The 17,688-nt window shown below is 75.7% G+C and carries 16 protein-coding genes; 12 read left to right on the plus strand and 4 right to left on the minus strand.

Going from position 1 to position 17,688, the window contains the following annotated elements:
• Positions 1–116: 116 nt before the first annotated feature.
• Both BLU42_RS02220 and cofD read right to left on the minus strand, forming a co-directional pair.
• The gene (locus tag BLU42_RS02220; protein WP_091073034.1) at positions 117–1,031 is read right to left on the minus strand and encodes a coenzyme F420-0:L-glutamate ligase; all 915 of its coding nucleotides are present in this window, start codon (positions 1,029–1,031) and stop codon (positions 117–119) included.
• Positions 1,028–2,011 carry a 2-phospho-L-lactate transferase gene (cofD, locus tag BLU42_RS02225; RefSeq protein WP_091073038.1) on the minus strand — a complete coding sequence of 328 codons (984 nt, stop codon included), beginning with the start codon at positions 2,009–2,011 and terminating at the stop codon, positions 1,028–1,030. Before cofD ends, BLU42_RS02220 begins: the two co-directional genes overlap by 4 nt.
• Before the next feature lie 49 nt (positions 2,012–2,060).
• Here cofD and BLU42_RS02230 point away from each other — a divergent pair, with 49 nt between their 5' ends.
• The 4 genes from BLU42_RS02230 to BLU42_RS02250 all read left to right on the plus strand — a co-directional run bounded on the left by BLU42_RS02230 (position 2,061) and on the right by BLU42_RS02250 (position 8,981).
• Positions 2,061–2,750, plus strand: a complete 690-nt coding sequence (locus BLU42_RS02230; protein WP_157719725.1) for a hypothetical protein — start codon at positions 2,061–2,063, stop codon at positions 2,748–2,750.
• 496 nt (positions 2,751–3,246) lie between these two features.
• Positions 3,247–3,501, plus strand: coding sequence for a WhiB family transcriptional regulator (locus BLU42_RS02235; protein WP_197680721.1), 255 nt, complete (start codon positions 3,247–3,249; stop codon positions 3,499–3,501).
• Between the two features lie 366 nt (positions 3,502–3,867).
• On the plus strand, positions 3,868–7,206 hold the full coding sequence (locus tag BLU42_RS02240) for a glycosyltransferase (protein ID WP_091073046.1): 3,339 nt from the start codon (positions 3,868–3,870) through the stop codon (positions 7,204–7,206).
• Positions 7,206–8,981 carry a DUF5719 family protein gene (locus tag BLU42_RS02250; protein ID WP_157719726.1) on the plus strand — a complete coding sequence of 592 codons (1,776 nt, stop codon included), beginning with the start codon at positions 7,206–7,208 and terminating at the stop codon, positions 8,979–8,981. The genes BLU42_RS02240 and BLU42_RS02250 overlap by 1 nt, the downstream gene beginning before the upstream one ends.
• Before the next feature lie 53 nt (positions 8,982–9,034).
• Here BLU42_RS02250 and BLU42_RS02255 read toward each other — a convergent pair whose 3' ends face one another.
• A complete protein-coding gene (locus tag BLU42_RS02255) occupies positions 9,035–9,475 on the minus strand; it encodes a metallopeptidase family protein (protein WP_091073052.1) in 441 nt (146 codons plus the stop codon).
• Positions 9,476–9,545: 70 nt separating this feature from the next.
• Here BLU42_RS02255 and BLU42_RS02260 point away from each other — a divergent pair, with 70 nt between their 5' ends.
• The 5 genes from BLU42_RS02260 (at position 9,546) to BLU42_RS02280 (ending at position 13,202) form a co-directional block, all read left to right on the plus strand.
• On the plus strand, positions 9,546–9,908 hold the full coding sequence (locus tag BLU42_RS02260) for a DUF3499 domain-containing protein (protein WP_172825841.1): 363 nt from the start codon (positions 9,546–9,548) through the stop codon (positions 9,906–9,908).
• A 76-nt stretch (positions 9,909–9,984) separates the two neighbouring features.
• Positions 9,985–11,346, plus strand: a complete 1,362-nt coding sequence (gene manB, locus BLU42_RS02265) for a phosphohexomutase domain-containing protein (RefSeq protein ID WP_091073056.1) — start codon at positions 9,985–9,987, stop codon at positions 11,344–11,346.
• A 19-nt stretch (positions 11,347–11,365) separates the two neighbouring features.
• Positions 11,366–11,857, plus strand: coding sequence for a hypothetical protein (locus BLU42_RS02270; RefSeq protein WP_091073058.1), 492 nt, complete (start codon positions 11,366–11,368; stop codon positions 11,855–11,857).
• Between the two features lie 72 nt (positions 11,858–11,929).
• Positions 11,930–12,136, plus strand: a complete 207-nt coding sequence (locus BLU42_RS02275; protein ID WP_172825735.1) for a Trm112 family protein — start codon at positions 11,930–11,932, stop codon at positions 12,134–12,136.
• 37 nt (positions 12,137–12,173) lie between these two features.
• On the plus strand, positions 12,174–13,202 hold the full coding sequence (locus tag BLU42_RS02280) for an SIS domain-containing protein (protein ID WP_091073062.1): 1,029 nt from the start codon (positions 12,174–12,176) through the stop codon (positions 13,200–13,202).
• A gap of 8 nt (positions 13,203–13,210) precedes the next feature.
• Here BLU42_RS02280 and BLU42_RS02285 read toward each other — a convergent pair whose 3' ends face one another.
• Positions 13,211–14,302, minus strand: coding sequence for a saccharopine dehydrogenase NADP-binding domain-containing protein (locus BLU42_RS02285; protein ID WP_091073067.1), 1,092 nt, complete (start codon positions 14,300–14,302; stop codon positions 13,211–13,213).
• A 91-nt stretch (positions 14,303–14,393) separates the two neighbouring features.
• Between BLU42_RS02285 and BLU42_RS02290 the strand changes: the two genes are divergently transcribed.
• From BLU42_RS02290 to ahcY, 3 genes are all read left to right on the plus strand, one after another.
• Positions 14,394–14,972: a TetR/AcrR family transcriptional regulator gene (locus BLU42_RS02290; protein ID WP_091073069.1), complete on the plus strand. Its 579-nt coding sequence runs from the start codon at positions 14,394–14,396 to the stop codon at positions 14,970–14,972.
• Between the two features lie 178 nt (positions 14,973–15,150).
• The gene (locus BLU42_RS02295; RefSeq protein WP_407940246.1) at positions 15,151–16,173 is read left to right on the plus strand and encodes a cation diffusion facilitator family transporter; all 1,023 of its coding nucleotides are present in this window, start codon (positions 15,151–15,153) and stop codon (positions 16,171–16,173) included.
• A gap of 73 nt (positions 16,174–16,246) precedes the next feature.
• Positions 16,247–17,683 carry an adenosylhomocysteinase gene (gene ahcY, locus BLU42_RS02300; protein WP_091073074.1) on the plus strand — a complete coding sequence of 479 codons (1,437 nt, stop codon included), beginning with the start codon at positions 16,247–16,249 and terminating at the stop codon, positions 17,681–17,683.
• Positions 17,684–17,688: the final 5 nt, after the last annotated feature.

The raw sequence follows: 17,688 nt of genomic DNA on the forward strand, positions 1-17,688 counted from the left end.
TCGGCGAGGCTGTGCCCGGCACCGTCCGCGCGCCGCGGCCCTGCCGGTCCGTGCCCGGCCCGCGCCGTATGAGCGTCGGCTCAGGCGTTCACCCAAGCCTTCACCCGGGCGTCGGCTCAGGCGTCGCGGCGGTGCAGGTCGGCGACCAGCAGCCGTTCGACGAGGGCGGCGGCGGCGGGTTCGAGGTCCTCGCCGCCGGGACCGTCCAGCAGCGCACGCGCCCGTGCCTCGCGGGGGAGGTCGAGCAGCTCCTCGTAACGGCCCGGCTGCCCGACCGCCTCCAGGACGGCGGCGAGCACGGCCTCCTGGCTGCCGTGGCCGAACATGTCCTGCGCGGGATCGCGCGCCAGGTCGCGCGCGGTGCCCGCGTCGTCGCCGACGAGGTGGGCGAGCCCCCGGACGAGCGCGACCGGGCGCCCGGCGAGCTTGGTCTTGACCAGGTCCGCCGCGGAGGCCAGCTCGTCGGCCAGCGCGACGGCGGTGACGTGCAGGTCGTTGCCGTAGGTGTCGGTGCGCCCGGCGTAGTCCTCGACCACGCGGACGCCGGCGGCGCCGATGGCGACGTCGGTCTGGCCGAGGCGCCAGGCCCGCCCGAGGGTGTCGGAGACGACGACGCCGACGTCCACCCCGGCGCGCTCGCGGAGGGCGGACCGGATGCGGGCGGCGCTGGCGTCGGGGTCGACGGGGAGCAGCAGGACCCGGCCGGGGTCCACGTTGGAGTTGTCGACCCCCGCAGCGGCGAGCACCAGGCCGTTGCGGTCGCGGACGATCCGGGTGGGGCCGCGACGGGCGAGGGTGTGCACGGCCGCCTCACGGATGGCGGACTCCCGGGCCTCGGCCGGGACGGAGCGGCCCTCGCTCTTGCTCACGACCTTGGACGTGACCACGAGGACGTCCCCGTCGCGCAGCGGGCCCGCCGGGTCCCCGGCCGCGGCGTCGAGGACCAGGGCGGCGAGGTCGTCGCCCGGGTGGACCTCGCCGATCCCGCCGAGCGCCAGGACGCTGACCTCGGCCCGGCCGGGTCCGGTCACGCCGCGACCCGCTCCACGGCCCGGCGCACGAAGGCCGCCGTCGCGTCGGGGCTGCTCATGACCAGGTCGTCGACGAGGGCGCGCAGCCCGGCCGCCTCGACGGCCCCCACCGAGGTCTCGTCGCCGGTGTCCATGACCCAGGCGTCGAGCACGCCGTCGGAGCCGCCGGCGCGGGAGCCGTAGTGGCGCCCGACCGCACCCGCGTCGACCTCGACGCCGATCGCCGGGAGCAGCCGGTGGGCCATCCCCAGGACGGGGGCGCCGTGCAGGATGCCGGCGAAGCCGAGGACCGGGGCGGACGTGGAGCGCAGCGCGGCCCGGATGCCAGGCACGGCCAGGATCGGGCCGATGGAGACGACCGGGTTGCTGGGTCCGACGAGCACCAGCTCGGCGCCCGCCAGGGCCTCCTCGACCCCGGGGGCCGGTCGCGCCTCTTCGATGCCGACGCGCGTCACGGCGAGGGCCTCGGGCTCGGCCCGCAGCCGCACCCAGTACTCCTGGAAGTGCACCGCACGCCGCCCCTCGGCGGCCTCGGGGTCCGGGACGTCCACCCAGGTCTCGACGGGGTCGTCGCTCATCGGCAGCAGCCGCAGCGCCGGGTCGTGCGCCCACCAACGGGCGCAGAGCCGCCTGGTGACCTCCGACAGCGGCACCCCGGCCGCGAGGAGCTGCGTACGGAACAGGTGCGTGCCGAGGTCGCGGTCGCCGAGGCCGAACCACGTGTTGTCGGCGCCGTACGCCCGCAGCTCCTCGACCGCCCGCCAGCTCTCGTCGACGCGGCCCCAGCCGCGCTCGGTGTCGCCGCCGCCGCCCAGGGTGTACATGAGCGTGTCCAGGTCGGGACAGATCCGCAGCCCGTGGAGGGTGATGTCGTCGGCAGTGTTGCCGATCACCGTGATGTCGGCGTCGCCGTACGCCCGCCGCACCCCCTGGGTGAACCGGGAACCTCCGACACCGCCCGCGAGCACCACGATCCGCACCCGCGCAGTGTTCCACCGCGGCGGGAGCCCGCGCCGTACGCTGCTGCGCGTGGACCGGCTGACGAGGCTGCGGGCACCGCTGGCGGTCGTCGCCCTGGCGGCGCTGACGCTCGTCGCCCTGGCCCGGGTCGTCCTCGGGCTGTCGGAGGTCGGGGCCGGTGGCTCGACCGCGGTCGCCGCGGCCCGGCTCGCGCCCAACGGCAGCGACGGCGCGCTCACCGTCCTCGTCGGCGTGCTGGTCGCCGCCTGCGCGGTCGGCCCGGAGGTCCCCGTACGCCGACGGCTTGCGGTTTGGGGTGCGGTGCTCACCGCCGTCTCGCTGGTGGCCACGGTCCTGGCGCTCTCGCTGACGAGCGTCGCGGTCGCCGGCTGGAGCCTGGTCTGGACCATCCCCGACGTCGTGGTACCGGTCGTCGTCGGGCTCGGGCTCGTGGCCCTGGCCCGACCCGCACCGGAGGCCCCGCCCGCCGCGGGGGAGCCGGCCGCGCTCGAGCAGGAGCCGGAGCAGGAGCCCGAGCCCGATCCGGAGCTGCAGCCGTCCTGGACGCCCGACGCCGCGGCCGGGGCCGTCTGGCGTACGGCGGGGGAGGCCGCGAGCGGAGCCCCCGCGAGCGGCTGGGGCTCGCAGGAGGCGTCGCCCTGGGCGTCGCCCGAGCGCTGGTCGACCACCGGACCCGTCGAGGACGGGCGTGCGAACGGTCCCGTGGACGACGCTCGCCCCGACCCTGCCGACAGGTAGGTTGCGGCGCTGATCCGGGGCCTGCGGCCGCGGCAACCTACCGCTCGCGGAGCTGAGGGCGGGGGTTCTGGGGATCGGGCGAGGACTCCGCCGGCCGGTCGGAGCGCCTCCGGAGCGGCGCGGGGCGGACCTGGCGAGGACGCCGGACGGATGCGCGTCGAGCGGTGGCCTGCAGCGCTCTTCAGGCGCTTGGAGGCGCGGCAACCTACCGCTCGCGGGGTCCGTCCTGGACGACTGATCAGTATCTTCAGCCCCAGTGGTAACAGGCCCGCGCCACGCCGGCCTGATGCATTCTTGCCGTCCTCACAGGTATTGACAGGGATGTAATTTCACGTATGTTGTTCGGCAAGCGATCGCCGGTCCGGAGGTCCTCCCGGTGCTGTAGCAGCGGGTGGGAGCACGGGTCGACGACGTGCCAGGCAGCAAGGCGGCCCGCGAAGTCCGCCGGACCTGGTCCACACGCTCGGGGTCGAGGAGGCGGGTCGTGAACGATCTGATGTTGCTGGTGGAGGGCGAGGAGACCGACGAGGGTCTGCTCGGGTGGCAGGAGCGCGCGCTCTGCGCGCAGACGGACCCGGAGGCCTTCTTCCCGGAGAAGGGCGGGTCCACCCGCGAGGCCAAGAAGGTCTGCCTGACGTGCGACGTCCGCGGGGAGTGCCTGGAGTACGCGCTCGCCAACGACGAGCGCTTCGGCATCTGGGGCGGGCTGAGCGAGCGCGAGCGGCGCAAGCTCAAGAAGCGCGCCGTCTGAGGCTCGCCCTCACGGTCCGTCGCGGCTCTCGGTCGCCGTCGAGGACACCCGTCGCGGCGCTGGGCGCCACCGACCCCACCGGGTGTCCGCCGGGGCCCGGCCGCGTTCGGCCACCCGCTCCACGGCCCGTCGCCCGCCTCGTCGGCTTGGGCCACGGAGCGGGGTTGCACGTAGAGTGACGTGTCACCCACAAGGGTGACCCACGCGTGGCCCGCCCTCTCGGCGGGAGCGGTGCGCCGCCCGTCGCGGACGCCCACGGTGGTCCGGTGAAGAGCTCGGGAGTGTCGTCGGTGTCGTGGTCCGTGGGCGCTGAGGCCGGCCCCCGTCTCCGCCGGGCACCGGCACCGCTCGGGCGCACGGACGACCGTGGCTGAGCGCGTCCGCCGCGCCCCCTCCGGGCTGCGCACCCGGACCACCGACCTCGGCTGGAACGACCTGCCGCCGGCGGCGCCGGGCGGTGAGGACGAGAACCCCTGGGCCTGGGCCGCGCACGAGCCCGAGGAGGGGGAGCGGGTCGACGTCTCACGCTTCGACGTCACCGCCGTCCTCGTCTGCTTCGACGCCGCGCGCTGGCTCCCGGCGACGCTCGACGGGCTCCGCCGGCTCGACGTCCGCCCGCAGCGCCTCGTCGCGATCGACAACGGCAGTTCCGACAACACGCGCGCGCTGCTCGAGCAGGCGCAGGCCGAGGGCGTGCTGGACGCGGTCCACGTCGGCAAGAAGACCTTCGGCTTCGGTCAGGCCGTGACCGCGGCGCTGCGCCAGGACCGGCTGGCCCGCACGGGGTCGGCCGACACCCAGACGATGGAGCGCCGCCTCGACGAGGCCGGCTCCCCGGACTGGGCGCGCGACCACCGCTGGCTGTGGCTGCTGCACGACGACGCGGTGCCGGCGCCCGACACTCTCTACCGCCTGCTCGCCCACGTGGCCACCGAGCGCGGGATCGACGTCACCGGCCCCAAGCTGCTGCTCCCGCGACGCCGGCAGAGCAACCACCAGCTGAGCGAGGTCGGCGTCACGATCTCCGGCACCGGGCGGCGCGAGCTGCTGCTCGACCGGGGCGAGATCGACCAGGGCCAGCGCGACCAGCCGGCCGAGCGCCTCGGCGTCTCCACCTGCGGGATGCTCGTGCGCACCGCGGTCTGGCGCGACCTCGACGGGCTCGACCCGGCCGTGCCGGTCTTCCGCGACGGGGTGGAGTTCGGCTGGCGCGCCCACCTGAACGGCTACCGCGTCGTCACCACCCCCGACGCCGAGATGACGCACCGCCAGGTCGGACGCGCCGGGCTGCGCCCGCGCGGGCTGGGCGGGCGGCACCCGGGGGCCCTGGACCGCCTGCTCGGCATGACCGTCGTCGCCGGCCACGCGCCGGCCCGGGCCCTGCCGCTGGTCTGGCTGCGCCTCGTGCTGAGCTGCCTGCTGCTGGCCGTCGGCTACCTCCTGGGCAAGGCGCCTGGGCGCTCGCGCGACGAGCTGGCCGCCATGGCGACGTTCGTCGCGCACCCCGGCCGGCTGCGGGCCCTGCGCCGGCGTACGGCCTCCATCGACCCCGCGCCCGGCACCGCCGAGGTCGTGCGGACCCTCCGCCCACCGTGGTGGTCGAGCCTGCGCATCCTCGCCGAGACCCTGGGCGGCGCCCTCTCGGAGCGCTACGCCTCCGTCGCCGGCGAGGTCGACTCCGCCTCGATCGACGAGCTGACCACCGACGAGTTCAGCTCGGTCTCCGACGAGGGCTCGCGCCACCCGTGGCTGAGGCCCGGCGTCCTCCTGCTCGGCGCCGCGGTCGTCGCCGCGCTCGTCGCGGCCCGCGGGCTGGTCGGCACCGGTTCGCTGGTCGCCCCCGCGCTGCTGCCTGCGTACGACTCCCTCGGCGCCCTGTGGTCGGCCGTCTGGCAGCCGATCCCCGGCGCCCCCGGGCAGGTCGCGCCGCCGTGGCTCGCGATCACCGCGCTCGGCTCGACGGTCACGCTCGGTCAGCCCGAGTGGTTCACGACGCTGCTGGTCTGCGGCGTGGTGCCGCTGTCGCTCCTGGCCGTCTACCCGGTGACGCTGCGCCTCCTGGTCGACCGGCGGCTCCGCCTGTGGTGCGCGGCGACGTACGCGCTGCTGCCCGTGCTGCTCGGCGGCACCAACCAGGGGCGCCTCGAGCTCAGCGTCTTCAGCATCGGCCTCCCGCTGCTGGTGATGGCCGTGCGGTCCCTCGTGCTGCGCCGGGTCCGCTCCTTCGAGGCGTGGCGCGGCGGCTGGGCCGCCGGCGTCGTGCTCGTCGTGCTGTCCGCCTTCCAGCCGGCCGTGATGCTCCTGGCCCTGGTGCTCGGGATCGGCGGCGCCGTCGCGCTGCGGCGCACGCCCCGCAAGATCGGGCGGATCGGCATCGCGCTGGGCCTGCCGCTCGTGGTCTGGCTGCCCTGGTGGCCGACGGTGATCCTCGCCCCCGGCCGGCTGCTGGTCGGTCCCGACGCGGCCCTCGACGGGGCCGGTCCCGCACCCGACGCGCTCGGCCTGCTCCTCGGCCGTGGCCTCGGGCAGGGGCTCCCGCCGCTGTGGGTCGGTGCGGTCGTGCTCGGCATGGTCTGGGCCGTCGCCCTCTTCGCCCTCGTGCGCCGCCCGGCCGACCGCGTCGTGCTCGCCGCCTGGGCGACCGCCGCCGCCAGCCTGCTGCTGGCGCTCGTCGCCTCGCGGCTGCTCGTCGAGGTGCCGCCGCTCGGGACCGAGGTGCGTCCCTGGGTGGGCGCGCTGCTGCTCGTGACCTTCGCCTCGCTCCTGCTCGCCGGGGCCGTGGGCTCGGACGGGCTGTCGGGCGAGGTGTCGGGACGCAGCTTCAGCTGGGTCCAGCCCGCCGCCGTCCTCGCGGGTGCGGCCGTCACCCTGGTCGCTCTGGGCGGTGCGGCCTGGTGGGTGTGGGCCGGCGCCCGGGGGCCCGTCGAGCGCGCCTCGCTGGACGTCCTGCCCACCTACGTCCGGGTGGCGATGACCTCCGACGCGCAGCCCCGCGTGCTCGCGCTCGACCTCACCGGCGACCGGGTCGGCTTCAGCGTGCTGGCCGGCGACGAGGGCGCGTCGCGCCAGGGCGACGCCGACCGGGGCTTCGCCTTCGGCGGCTCGAAGGCCGCCCGCGACGACGTCACCGACGCGGTGTCGCGCCTGGCGGCCGGCTCGGCCGACGCCGACGTCGCCCAGCGACTGCGCCGCCTGGGCGTGGGCTACGTCGTGGTCCGCGGCGCCGACGACGAGCAGCGCGCCCGGATCGGCAACACCCCCGGCCTCGGTACGGCCAGCGGCACGGGGTCGACCGTGGTCTGGCAGCTCGACCCGGCGGTGAGCCGGGTGGCCGTCGTTCCGGCCGACCCCGCTGGCGGTGACGACGACGTCCCCGTCACCCGTGCCCCCGTCGCCGTGCCCCCGGGCACCGGCGAGCGGCACCTCCTGATCGGCGAGGCCGCCGACCCGCGCTGGCGCGGCGAGCTCGGCGGTGCCCCGCTCCCGCGGGTCGTCGACGGCTGGCAGGAGGGCTTCGTCGTGCCCGCCGAGGGCGGCACGGCGGTCTGGCGCCTCGACAGCGTCGCGCCCTGGCTGCTCCCGGTCCAGGGGGTCGTCCTGCTGGTCGCCCTCGTCCTCGCCGCCCCCGGCATCCGCCGTCCCGACGTGCGCGACCCGGCCCTGTCGGCCCGGCGCGCCGCGACCCTCAGCGAGGTGGGCGCCTGATGGCCCGCGCCAGCCGGCCGGTCGGCGCCCTGCGCCGCGGCCTGACCGTCGCCCTCGTCCTCCTCGTCCTCGCCGGGGTCGTCGTCGCCGGGGCGCTGCTGCGGCCCCAGCAGCCCGACGCCCGTGAGGTCGTCACCGTGGCCGCGGGCCAGGCCGACGCCGTCTGCACCGTGGGCAGCGTGACCACCGAGGGCGCCACGCCGACGCCGACGCCCGGCGCCGACCCGACCGCCGCCGCGACCCCGGTGCCGGGATCGCCGGCCACCCCGGCCTCGCCGACGGCCAGCGCGACCGCGCCGCAGACGCCCGTCCCGACGCCGGGTGCCACCCAGACCGGGGTCCCGACGACGCCGGGCTCGCCCGACGCGTCCAGCACGCCGGGTGCCACGTCCCCCACGAGCGGGGCCACCCCGGGCGCCACCCTCCCCGGCACCACCCTCCCGAGCGCGACGCCCGGGGGTGCCCCCACGGTCGCCCCGCTGCCCAGCTCGACGGCGGAGGCCACCTCGGGTGACGTCGTGGTGGTCGCGTCGGGACCGACGGACACCGGCACGACCGGGACCGACGGCCGCGCGACCCTCGCACCCCTCACCGGCGGCCAGGCCACGGTGACGGTCGACCGGCAGGGCCGCGGCGCGACGCTGCAGCGTGCCGGGTCCCCGGTGCTGCTGCAGGCCGAGGGCAGCATCGCCCCCACCGCCGTCGGGGCGGTGCTGAGCGCCACGTCCGACGGGCCGGAGGCCGGCCTCGCGGCCGCGCCGTGCCTGGTCGCCTCGACCTCGGCCTGGCTTCCGGGGATCGCGTCCGGCAGCGACGACCGCACCGAGCTCGTCATCAGCAACCCCGACGACGCCGGGGCCACGGTCGACCTCACCTTCTACGGCCGCAACGGCCGGGTGCCCGTGCCGGGCAGCCCGGGCGTCGACGTGCCCGCGCGCTCCAGCCGCTCGGTGTCGCTCTCGGCCCTGGTGGACGCCGACGGGCCACTCACCGTGGCCGTCTCGGCCACCGAGGGCCGGGTGGCGGTCGCCGCGCGCCGCATCCGTACGGACGGCGACAAGCCCGCCGGCGCCGACTGGGTCGTCCCGGCCGCGGCTCCCGCCAAGCAGGTCGTCGTGCCGGCCGTGCCCGGCGACGAGGGGGCCCGCGAGCTCGTCGTGACCAACCCGACCGAGCTGCGCACCACCGTCAACGTCTCCGTCCTCGGCCTGCAGGGCCCCTTCGCCCCGGCCGGAGCCGAGACGCTCGACCTCGCCCCGCAGAGCTCGGGGACGGTCCAGCTCGCCGACGGGCTCGCCGGGACGGGCTCGGGCGTCGCGCTCACCAGCGAGCAGCCGGTGACGGCCGCGGTCGTCTCCACGAGCTCGCGCAGCGACGCGCAGCCCGACGTCGCCGTCCAGCCCGCCTCGCCCGCACTCGTCCGCACCGGTGTCGCGGCGGTCGCCACCGCGCGGGACGCCGACTCCGAGCTCGTCCTGTCCAACGCCGCGACCAGCGACGTGAGCGTGCGCTTCTCGGTGCGCAGCCTCGACGGCGTCGAGCTGCGCGGCGGGGACATCCTGCTCGCGGCGCAGGGCAGCGCCACCCGCCGGCTCAGCGCCCCGGGCTCGTCCTACGTCGTGGTCACGGTGCCCGACGGCTCGTCGGTCACGGGCGGGGTCGACCTCACCGAGCCGGACGGCGACGTCGCGGGTCTGGCGTCCGTCCCGCTCGTGTCACCGGACACCTCCGGGCCGCCGCCGGTCGTGGAGCAGGACCCGGGCGCCGGTCGCTGACCCGCCGGCCTGGACGCGCGCGCCGCGCGTGCGGAGCGCGTACGGGGGAGGGTTCAGTCCTCCTCGTCCCCGAGGCCGTCGGGGTCGATCTCGTCCACGCTGCGCCCGGTGAGGGCGCTCAGCTGCTCGACCACGGTGCGGTAGACGAGGATCCGCAGCCCGCGACGACTCGCGGCGCGGTGCTCGAGCGGGCGGCGGTAGAGCACGACCTGGGCCCCGCGCGTCGGCGTCGCCTCGATCGCCGAGGCGAGGGGGACGCGGCCGTGCGCCCAGGACGGGTCGAAGGCGGGCACGTCCTCCACGCCCACGCTGGTGCCCGCGAGGGCCTCCGGGCACTGCCGGGCGACCCGCTCCACGGCCGCGCCGACGGCGTCGTCGAAGAAGGCGACCCGGGTCGCGGGCCGCGGCGGGAGGGCGGTGCGGACGCCCAGCGCGTTGGGCAGGGCGAGCGGGCCGCGCAGACCGCGCCCGTGGCGCTCGCGGCGGATCGACATGCCCGCCACTGTAGGGGCGCGGCGTGCGGGACGGACCCGCCGTTCGCGGTAGCGTCGCGGGGTGGTGGGGATGCGTCGGTGCTCGCGAGCGGGGTGCCCGTCGCGGGCGGTGGCGACCCTGACGTACGTCTACTCCGACTCGACCGCGGTCCTCGGACCGCTGGCGACGCGGGCCGAGCCGCACGGCTACGACCTCTGCGAGCAGCACGCGCACTCGCTGTCGGTTCCGCGCGGCTGGGAGGTCATCCGGCTGGCGAACGACGACGCCGCAGCCCACAGCGAGGACGACCTGCTCGCCCTCGCCGACGCCGTGCGCGAGGTGGGGCTGTCCTACGACGCGCCGCCGGCCGTCGAGGCCCAGCCGAGCCGACCGAACATCGTCGAGCTGCGTCGCCGCGGCCACCTCACGGTCCTCGCCGACCCCGACGCCTGAGCCGCCGGCGCGGCCGCGCGTCCTACCGTCCCCGTCGCGGAGCCGGAGGGGCCGTCGCGACCCTAGGATTCTCGGCGTGCTGAAGCCCGTCATCTTCAAGGCCAACGACATCCGCGGTATCACCGAGGGTGACGCGCCCGAGTGGGACGAGGCCGGCGCGTACGCCCTCGGCGGCGCCCTGGTCGAGGTGTTCGGCCTCGTCGGGCGCTCCCTGGTGCTCGGCCGCGACATGCGGCTCTCCGGCCCGCGGATGTCCGCCGCCTTCGTCGAGGCGGTCCTCGACGCCGGGACCGACGTCGTCGACGTGGGCCTGGCGAGCACCGACGAGCTGTGGTTCGCCTCGGGCCTGCTCGGCCTGCCGGGCGCGATGTTCACCGCCAGCCACAACCCCGGCGCGTACAACGGCATCAAGTTCTGCCACCCGGGCGCCCGGCCCATCGACCCCGCCGAGCTGGTGGCGATCGCCCGGCGCGCCTCGGCCGGCCCGGTGCCGCTCGCCCCGCTGCGCGGCTCGCGCTCCGAGAGTGACGTGCTGGGCGCGTACGCCGACCACCTCCACTCGCTGGTCGACCTGACCGGCATCCGGCCGCTGCGCGTCGTCGCCGACGCCGGCAACGGGATGGCCGGCCACACGCTGCCCGCCGTCTTCCCCGGTGGCGAGGGCGTGCCGCCGGTCGAGGTCATCGGGCTGTTCACCGACCCGGACGGCAGCTTCCCCAACCACCCGGCCAACCCGCTGATCCCGGAGAACCTCCTCGACGCGCAGGCGGCGGTGCGCGAGCGCGAGGCCGACCTCGCGCTGGTCTTCGACGGCGACGCCGACCGCTGCTTCATCATCGACGAGCGCGGCGAGGTGGTGAGCCCCTCGACCGTGACCGCCCTCATCGCCGCGCAGGAGCTCGACCGGCACCCGGGCTCGGCCGTGGTCATCAACAAGATCACCTCGCGCTCCGTGGCCGAGGTCGTGGCCGAGCACGGCGGCGAGACCGTCGTCACCAAGGTGGGCCACACGTTCGTCAAGGCGGCCATGGCCGAGCACGACGCGGTCTTCGGCGGCGAGCACTCCGCGCACTACTACTTCCGCGAGTTCTGGGGCGCCGACACCGGCATGCTCGCCGCGCTGCACGTGCTGGCGCTGGTCGGGCGCAGCCAGGCGCCGCTGTCGGAGCTGGCCGCGGGCTTCAGCCGCTACGCCGCCTCGGGCGAGATCAATTCCGAGGTCGAGGACCAGGCCGGCGCGATCGACGCGGTGGCCGCGGCGTTCGAGGGCCGCGGCGAGGCGGACCGGGTCGACGGCCTCACCGTGAGCGGGCCGGACTGGTGGGTCAACGTCCGTCCCTCGAACACCGAGCCGCTGCTCCGGCTCAACGTCGAGGCGCGCACCGAGGACGCCATGGCCGAGCTGCGCGACCGGGCGCTCACCGCGATCCGGGGCTAGGTCGGGATACGTTCCGGCCGTGCCGAGCCCCCTCGTCGTCCTGCTCCGCAACCACCAGGCCGGCGGGCGCGCCGCCCTCGACCTGTTCGACCGGGCCATCGCCGGCCAGCGGGCCCGGCCGTACGCCGACGGCCTGCGCGCGCTGCGCGACGAGTGCCGCGAGGACCTGGACTTCAACGAGTCGGTGATGCGCCGCCTCCGCGTGCAGGCCTCGCCGGTGCAGGTGCTCGGCACCCGTCTGACCGAGAGGGTCGGCCGGCTCAAGCCGAACGGCCGGGTCGTCGGGCGCAGCCCGATCAGCGACGTCGTCGAGCTCGAGGGCCTGATCGCCGCGGTCCACGTCAAGGTCGCGGGCTGGCAGGCCGCGCAGGCGGGGGAGTTCCTCACCGCTCAGGAGTCCGCGCGGCTCGAGGAGCTGGAGGCCCGCGCGCACACCCAGGCCGAGCGGCTGACGGCGATGCACGCCGAGGTCGCGGCCGACGTGCTCAGGGGTGCGGGCGCGCGCGGTTAGACTCGCCCGCGGTCCGACGGGCCGAGCGTGCTGCTGTCACCGAGCGTGACCGAGTCGAACGAGGAGGCACCCGTGGCGGTCGACCTGGCCCCGGAGCTGCTGGAGATCCTGGCCTGCCCCAACTGCCACGGCCCGCTGGCCGTCGACCACGAGCGCGACGAGCTGGTCTGCCAGACGCCCGACTGCGGGCTGGCGTACCCCGTGCGTGACGGCATCCCCGTGCTCCTGGTCGACGAGGCGCGTCGCCCCGGCGCGGGCCCGGTCGGCACGGACGCCTGACCGGCCCCGCGACGCCGACCGGCCGGACGACACCGAGATGACCGTCTTCGACGACAGCGCCCTCGACGACGCCGAGGCCCTGGCCGGGGCCGACGCGATCGTGCGCCGGCTGGCCGAGGCGGGTTCGCGCGTACGACGTGAGACCGCCGACGCCGACGAGCCGATCGACCGGCTGCGCGGGCTCCCGCGGCCCCGCGCGCTGGTCGCGGCCGGCACGGAGGCGCGCTTCCTCCGCGCGATCCTCGAGCCGGTGTGCCCGGTGCCGCTGGTCGCCTGGCCCCACCACGGCCTGCCCGGCTGGGTCGGGGCCCTCGACCTCGTGGTCGTCATGGCCAGCGACGTGGCGCCGCCCAGCGTGGTCGCGACCGTGCACGAGGCGGTGCGCCGCGGCGCGATGCTGCTGATCGCCTGCCCCGCGTCCTCGCTCGTGGCCGAGCACGCGGCGGGCTCGTCGACGATCCTGCTGCCCACCGCGACCGCCGACCCCTTCGCCGCGGCCGTCGTCGCGCTCGCGGCGCTGCACCGGATGGACCTCGGACCGGCCGTCGACCCCGAGGCCGTCGCCGCGACGATGGACGACGTCGCCCGCGACTGCTCGCCCTTCGCCGACGTCACCGAGAACCCGGCCAAGGACCTGGCGCTCTGCCTGGCCGACACCCAGCCGCTGGTCTGGGGCGGTTCGACGCTCGCCGCGCGCGCCAGCCGCCGGGTCGCCGAGGCCCTCCGTGCGGCCAGCGGCCGGGCGGCCCTCGCGGCCGACGCGGACGCGCTGCTACCCATCGTCGAGGCCACGACGGCGCGCGACCCCTTCGCCGACCCGTTCACCGACGAGCAGTCCGCCGACCGGCGGCCGTGCCTGGTGCTGCTCGACGACGGCAACTCGGCCCCGCTCGTCCGCGCCGACCACGGCCGCCTCGTCGCCGCCGCCGAGCGGGCCGACGTCCGCTCGAGCGTCGTCCAGCACGACCGCGGTTCCGAGGTCGAGCGGTACGCGGCGCTGCTGCAGACGGGCATGTTCGCCGCGGTCTACCTCTCCGTCGGCCTCGGGCGCACGTCCGAGGTCTGAGATCGGCCTCAGGGCGTCGAGCCGTCGGCGTCCACGTACGCCCCGCCCACGCTGGTCGCCAGCTCCGTGCCGAACAGGGCCACGGGGGTGAAGGCACCCGGTCGGCCCCCGCCGCTGGCGAGGCGACGGCACACCTCGGCCGCGAACGCGGTGGTCGCGACCTGGGCGTCGGGCAGGCGGAGCCAGCCCTCGCTCGTCGTGCCGTCGTCCCAAGTCACGGCCGCGTGCCCCCAGGAGTGGGCCCGCGGCGCCGGCCGGACGGGCAGCCGGACGGTCGCCAGCCGCCGGGCCGCGAGGCGGCGCAGGGGAGCGACGGTGAGCAGTCCGGCACCGAGCCGGAGGGCCGTACGGGCGCGGCCGGAGGGCGCCTCGCTGGACGCGCAGTCGACGGACGCCGCGCCGCTGGCCCGCTGCGCGGCGACGAGCTCTCCGAGCGGCATCAGCCCGGCGCGTACGCGGTCCCCGTCGGGCGTGACGAGCTCACGGACCTCGCCGCCGATGGAGGCGGGAGCGAGCCGGCCGTCGCGGACCCGGCGTCCGGCGAACCGCCCGCCGCCCGGCACGCCCGGCAGGCCCTCGACCAGGGTGCCGGCGAGCGCGTCGCCCACCGGCCCGCCGTCGGAGGCCAGCGACGGCAGCATCGTGGTCCGCACCAACACGGCCCGGCGGGTGCCGTCGCAGAGCCGGCTCACGACGCTCTCGGTCGCGGCCACCCCGAACCCCGCGCCGGTCACGAGGGTGCACCCCGCGCGCTCGGCCTCCGCCTGCCGCGCGAGCACCGCGGGCACCGCGGCCAGGTCGTTGGCGATGTCGACGTAGTGGCTGCCCGTGGCCAGGCAGGCGTCGACGAGGGGTGGGCCGCTCCGGGTGAAGGGGCCGACGGTGTTGAGCACGACGGACGGTGCCTCGGCCCGGACCGCTGCGGCCATCGCCTCCACGCCGTCCAGGGCCAGCGTCCGCCACCCCGCCGCGCCGGCCACCACGCGAAGGCGCTCCTCGTCGCGCCCGACCAGGACCGGTTCGACCCCGCTCCCCGCCAGGGCGGCCGCGACGCCCCGACCCGTCCGTCCTGTCCCTCCCAGGACCCAGACCTCCGCCATGACTGCTCCTCGTCCGTGATGATCGTGGTGATGACACGTCGTGTCGTCGTTCGGTTAGTATGGCACGGAGTGTCATCGCTAGGGTGAGCACGTGGGGAGGTGGGAGCCGGACGCGCGTGGCCGGCTCGAGCGGTCCGCGATGGAGCTGTTCGAGGAGCAGGGGTTCGCGGCCACGACGGTCCCGCAGATCACTGCCCGGGCGGGGCTCACGACGCGGACGTTCTTCCGCCACTTCGCCGACAAGCGCGAGGTGCTCTACGCCGGCGACGAGATCACCGCCTTCGCCCGGCGGCTCCTGGTCGAGGCGCCCCACGACCTCGATCCCGTCCGGCTCGTCGAGCAGGGGCTCCAGCAGGTCGCGGCCGAACGCTTCGACGGCCGCCGCGACGAGGTCCGGCGGCGTCGCGCGCTCGTCCGGACCGAGGCGTCGCTGCGCGAGCGCGACGCCCAGAAGCGCGACGACCTCGCTGCCGTCGTGCGACCGGCGCTGGAGGAGCGCGGTGCGGACCCGCTGACCGCCGCCCTCCTCGCCGAGCTGACCGTGTCCGTGCTCCACGTCGCGATCGACGCGTGGCTCGACGTCGACGACGGACGCACGTTCGGCGAGGTCGTGGGGTCGTGCTTCGAGCGGCTCAGGACCGTGCTGCCGGCCGCGCCACCCCCCGCCTGACCGTCGGGCGGCGCCCGAGCGGCGACTCTTACCGAGCGACGTACGCCACCGCGCGTACCTTCTGCGATCGCGCGCACCCTGCAGGGTGCGCATCGCGGAGCAGGGTGCGCCTCGTGGACGGGAGACAGAGCTGTACCTGGCGGAGGTACGGGTCAGGGCTGACCGGGCGGGCGCGACGGTGCGCCGCCCGGCCCGTCCTTCTGACAGGATCGGCGCCGTGAGTGCGGAGGGTGGGACCAAGGCCGTCGTGGCGGCGCTGACCGCGAACCTGGCGATCGCCGTCGTCAAGTTCGGGGCGTGGGCCCTGACGGGCGCCTCGTCGATGCTGGCCGAGGCGATCCACTCGGTCGCCGACTCGGGCAACCAGGTGCTGCTCCTGGTCGGTGGCAAGCGCTCCCGCAAGGACGCGACGCCGGAGCACCCCTTCGGCTACGGCCGCGAGCGCTACGTCTTCGGCTTCATCGTCGCCGTGGTGCTGTTCAGCGTGGGCGGCCTCTTCGCGCTCTACGAGGCGTACCACAAGTGGCACGAGCTTCACCTCGGTCACCCCGACGGCCTGCTCGACGGGCGCTGGTGGTGGGTGCCGCTGCTCGTCCTCGCCGCGGCCATCGTGGCCGAGGGCCTGTCCTTCCGCACCGCGGTGCGGGAGTCCAACAAGACGCGCGGCCGGCAGAGCTGGCCGAAGTTCGTCCGCTCGGCCAAGGCGCCCGAGCTGCCGGTGATCCTGCTCGAGGACTTCGCCGCCCTGATCGGCCTGGTCTTCGCCTTCGCCGGCATCGGCCTGACGATCCTCACCCGCAACGGGATCTTCGACGTGGTCGGCACCGCGCTGATCGGGCTGCTGCTGGTGGCCGTGGCGATCACGCTGGCGATCGAGACGAAGAGCCTGCTGCTGGGGGAGTCGGCCGGCCCGGCGTCGGTGCGCCGGATCGAGCAGGCGCTCGCCGGGACCGACGGCGTCGAGCGCGTGATCCACATGAAGACCATGCACCTGGGCCCCGAGGAGATCCTCGTGGCGGCCAAGATCGCGGTCAGCCCGACCGACCGGGCGACCGAGATCGCCGAGGTCATCGACCGCGCCGAGGTCGCGATCCGCGAGGCCGAGCCCATGGTGACCTCGCTCTACCTCGAGCCCGACATCTACCGCGCCGACTACGCCCCGGCGCCCCGTCCCGAGCGGCCGGCTCCCGCCGGGCACTGACGGCCCCGCCCGTCCGCCCGCACGCGCGTCCGTACGGCGCGGCGGACGCCCCCGCGCGACTAGGCTCGGGACCATGGACTACCGCGTCGCCGACCTCTCCCTGGCCGGGCTGGGCCGCCTCGAGATCAAGCTCGCCGAGCACGAGATGCCCGGCCTCATGGCGATGCGCGAGCGCTACGGCGACGCCAAGCCGCTCGCCGGCGCGCGCATCGCGGGTTCGCTGCACATGACGGTGCAGACGGCGGTGCTCATCGAGACCCTCGTCGCCCTCGGCGCGGACGTGCGCTGGGCGAGCTGCAACATCTTCTCGACCCAGGACGCCGCCGCCGCGGCGATCGTCGTCGGCGACGGCACGCCCGAGGCGCCCAACGGCGTGCCCGTCTTCGCCTGGAAGGGCGAGACCCTCACCGAGTACTGGGACTGCACCCGCGAGGTCCTGGACTGGCCGGGCGACGAGACGCCGAACATGATCCTCGACGACGGCGGTGACGCGACCCTGCTCGTGCACCTGGCGGTCGAGGCGATGAAGACCGGCGTCCGCCCCGAGGCGAGCGAGGACGACTCCGACGAGGTCAAGGTCCTCAAGGCGCTGATCAACCGCACCCTCGACGAGGGCCTCGACTGGATCGCCATCGCCAACGCGATCCAGGGCGTCACCGAGGAGACGACCACCGGCGTCCACCGGCTCTACGAGATGCTGCGCAACGAGAGCCTGCTGTTCCCGGCGATCAACGTCAACGACTCGGTGACCAAGAGCAAGTTCGACAACAAGTACGGCACGCGGCACTCGCTGATCGACGGCCTGAACCGCGCCACCGACGTCCTCATCGGCGGCAAGGTCGCCGTGGTCTGCGGTTACGGCGACGTGGGCAAGGGCTGCGCGGAGGCGCTCCGCGGCCAGGGCGCACGCGTGATCGTGACCGAGGTCGACCCGATCTGCGCGCTGCAGGCGGCGATGGACGGCTTCCAGGTCACGACGCTGGAGAACGCGCTGGCCGAGGGCGACATCTACGTCACCGCGACCGGCTGCAAGGACGTCATCACCGCCGACCAGATGAGCCGCATGCGCCCGCAGGCCGTCGTGTCGAATATCGGCCACTTCGACAACGAGATCGACGTCGCCGGCCTCGCCCGCCGCACCGACGTCGCGCGGGTGAACATCAAGCCGCAGGTCGACCAGTGGGTGTTCGACGCCGGGACCGACGACGAGCGCTCGATCATCCTGCTCAGCGAGGGCCGGCTGATGAACCTCGGCAACGCGACCGGGCACCCCAGCTTCGTCATGAGCAACTCGTTCACCAACCAGGTGCTGGCCCAGATCGAGCTCTACACCAAGCACGAGGACTACCCGCTGGGCGTCTACACGCTGCCCAAGCACCTCGACGAGCTCGTCGCCCGCCTGCACCTCGAGGCCCTCGGCGTCCAGCTCAGCGAGCTCACCGAGAGCCAGGCCGCCTACCTCGGCGTCCAGGTCGAGGGGCCGTTCAAGACCGACGAGTACCGCTACTGAGTCTT

Source organism: Microlunatus sagamiharensis, assembly GCF_900105785.1.
Classification (GTDB): Bacteria; Actinomycetota; Actinomycetes; order Propionibacteriales; family Propionibacteriaceae; genus Microlunatus; species Microlunatus sagamiharensis.

Excerpts from the sequence above, each read along its gene's own strand:
- BLU42_RS02235 (WP_197680721.1), top strand. The coding sequence starts at position 3,247 with ATGTTGCTGGTGGAGGGCGAGGAGACCGACGAGGGTCTGCTCGGGTGG.
- BLU42_RS02250 (WP_157719726.1), top strand. The coding sequence starts at position 7,206 with ATGGCCCGCGCCAGCCGGCCGGTCGGCGCCCTGCGCCGCGGCCTGACC.
- BLU42_RS02255 (WP_091073052.1), bottom strand. The coding sequence starts at position 9,475 with ATGTCGATCCGCCGCGAGCGCCACGGGCGCGGTCTGCGCGGCCCGCTC.
- BLU42_RS02260 (WP_172825841.1), top strand. The coding sequence starts at position 9,546 with ATGCGTCGGTGCTCGCGAGCGGGGTGCCCGTCGCGGGCGGTGGCGACC.
- BLU42_RS02280 (WP_091073062.1), top strand. The coding sequence starts at position 12,174 with ATGACCGTCTTCGACGACAGCGCCCTCGACGACGCCGAGGCCCTGGCC.
- BLU42_RS02285 (WP_091073067.1), bottom strand. The coding sequence starts at position 14,302 with ATGGCGGAGGTCTGGGTCCTGGGAGGGACAGGACGGACGGGTCGGGGC.
- ahcY (WP_091073074.1), top strand. The coding sequence starts at position 16,247 with ATGGACTACCGCGTCGCCGACCTCTCCCTGGCCGGGCTGGGCCGCCTC.